The sequence below is a fragment of the Novosphingobium sp. 63-713 genome, assembly GCF_001898925.1.
Lineage (GTDB): Bacteria > Pseudomonadota > Alphaproteobacteria > Sphingomonadales > Sphingomonadaceae > Novosphingobium.
The window spans coordinates 1-2,093 of record NZ_MKVS01000040.1 but is presented as its reverse complement, the minus strand read 5'-3'; the positions used below and the strand labels follow the sequence as shown (position 1 = coordinate 2,093).

Annotated in this window: 2 protein-coding genes and 1 pseudogene; 1 reads left to right on the top strand and 2 read right to left on the bottom strand. The window is 60.9% G+C overall.

All coding sequences use genetic code 11. The annotated features are described in order from the left end of the window. Positions 1-375, top strand: a 375-nt coding sequence (locus BGP00_RS16665) for a hypothetical protein (protein ID WP_292925789.1), incomplete at its 5' end; no start/stop codon positions are given. Between the two features lie 16 nt (positions 376-391). Here BGP00_RS16665 and BGP00_RS16660 read toward each other — a convergent pair. Both BGP00_RS16660 and BGP00_RS16655 read right to left on the bottom strand, forming a co-directional pair. Then, a complete protein-coding gene (locus tag BGP00_RS16660) occupies positions 392-1,588 on the bottom strand; it encodes a GIY-YIG nuclease family protein (protein ID WP_292925788.1) in 1,197 nt (398 codons plus the stop codon). Continuing rightward, positions 1,581-2,093 (bottom strand): annotated as a pseudogene (locus BGP00_RS16655) (DEAD/DEAH box helicase); the annotation flags it as partial. The gene BGP00_RS16660 and the pseudogene BGP00_RS16655, both read right to left, overlap by 8 nt.

Here is a 2,093-nt window from a genome sequence, read left to right as displayed (position 1 = left end):
CGCTTTGGCGAGTTGCGCTGCGTGGTCTCGACCGCCTTTTCCCCAGAGGACAAGCCAGAGCCTCTGGTCGCGCCATGGCCCATCGAATTTGGCCTTCTGGAGCCGTCGATGGATGAAGCCTTACGCAAACGAATCTCGGCCGCAACCAAGGCATGGCCTGCGATGCTCGAGCTTACCATGGCCGAGCGGATCAAGATCAAACATTATGAGGGAGCGGGCAGCCATTTGTTCAAAACCCGCAGTATCCGCGGGCGCGAAGCAAGGAAGCTGGCCTCGCTGGCACATACCATCGATGCCAAGCGGCGTCCGATGGCCGGTCTCGATGAAACGCTACGATTCTATCATTACATTGAGCCTGCTTGCCAAGCCTCCTAACCCAAGCCGGTGGAGGTCAGGTTTCGGCTGGGACGAACCTGGCCTCCATTGGGTCGTATCGCACTTGAGTCACGCTTCCGTCGCTGATCTTTGAGATCAGGTCGTCAATCGCCTGAAACGGGATCAGGAACCATTCGCGCGGTTGGACGGTCCGGCCGAAGCGATCACCGGCAGCCAGGTCAAGCCGAGCCGCCGCCAAGGCCTTATGGATTAGGCCCTCCATTTTGCTGCGGTTTATGTTGAAGAGCTGGTATTCGGCGACAACCTCGACATCAGCCAGCAGGAAGGTTGGGTCATTCCGCGCATTGGCCACACGATGGGCAACGCTCTGGCCGGTCACGCCGATCTTGTGGATCAGTTCCCGGTGCTCGGCGACATACGGGTGGGCCGACTTGCTGCGCAAAACATAGATCGTGCCGCTCGCCAAATCGTCAGGCTCGGCCACATCGCCAAAAAGGGGCCCAGCGCTCAAGGCGGTGATGCGGCGCGCGGTCTCATCGCGATAGAGCGCCTTCTGGAATGACCGGGCCAGCATGGTCGCCTCTGTGCCATTGTCGTAGATGACGCGCACACGCCGATCCTTGCGCTCATACTCCGTCACGAAGGCGTCAGAGGTATCCGCGATCAGGGCCATCTGCCCAGCCACGATGAAGAAATTGCCGGGCCGAACCTCCTCGAGCGTGACCTCTGTTTGATCGACTGCCTTGGCCTCGCGCGCGCCTTTGGCCAGATCGGCTTGTACCCGTTCGATTTGGGGCTTGAAGGTCTCGAAATCCTCGCACTTTTCGCGATTGGCGATTTCTTCGGCTGCGCGCTTTTCTGCTCGCGGCGCGACGTGGCGCAACTGTGTGATGTCGTCTGGTGCGCCCGGCGTGATGCCCAGTTCCGCGAGCAGCGCGTCGTCGCCCAATTCCTGGGGCGCCACGGCTGCTGGGCCATTGCCATCCAGCAGGCCATCACGATCGAGACTGGCCAGCAATTCGCGCGCTTCCGGAAGGCTACGCAGGCGGTCTAGCCGCACCGCATAGAGGCGCTCGAAAATGTCACGGTCATCACCGTGCCGAGGCAAATGTCCATGCTCAGCCACGAAGCGTTGAATATCCTCAAAACCGGCAATGATCCGTTCTTGCAGCGGTGTCAGGGCACGCTTGGGCTCTGCCGTTGTCTCGACACCCAGTTCGGCCAGCAGTTCAAGATCGCTCAGCTCAGCCATCAGCCGCCGCCTTTGCCGCATGACGTTGCAGGAAGGCGATGCCCTCGGCCATCTTGCGCTCCCAGGCATCCTGCGAGGTCAGCGAGGGAAGGCGCCCGCGCTCCCGCTTGAACTCGAGCGCGCGCTCGGCCAGCATCCGCGCATCCTCGTAGGTCAGCTTGTCCTTCTTGGCGTTGATGACAGCCTGCACCTGCAACAGGGTCTTCTCGTCCATCGCCTTGGCCAGCACGGCATAGGTGGCGTCAAACGGATTGACGCGGTCGATCAGATCGATGTCGAGGTCGGTAACGCTCAGGGCAAATTTGCGCACCCCATCGATGAAAGCTGTACTGCCCGAAAACTCCCCATCGACCACATCGCCGACCATGGCGGCCTTGGCCTGCTGGGTCAGTGTCAGGGCGGCAATGGCGTGCTGACGAACCGCTTCCTGGTCATCTTCGCTGAGGTCAGGGAATTTCTCGCGGATGATCTTGCCCATCTTCAGCTGGGTCAGCTCCTCGGGTAC

Excerpts from the sequence above, each read along its gene's own strand:
- BGP00_RS16660 (WP_292925788.1), bottom strand. The coding sequence starts at position 1,588 with ATGGCTGAGCTGAGCGATCTTGAACTGCTGGCCGAACTGGGTGTCGAG.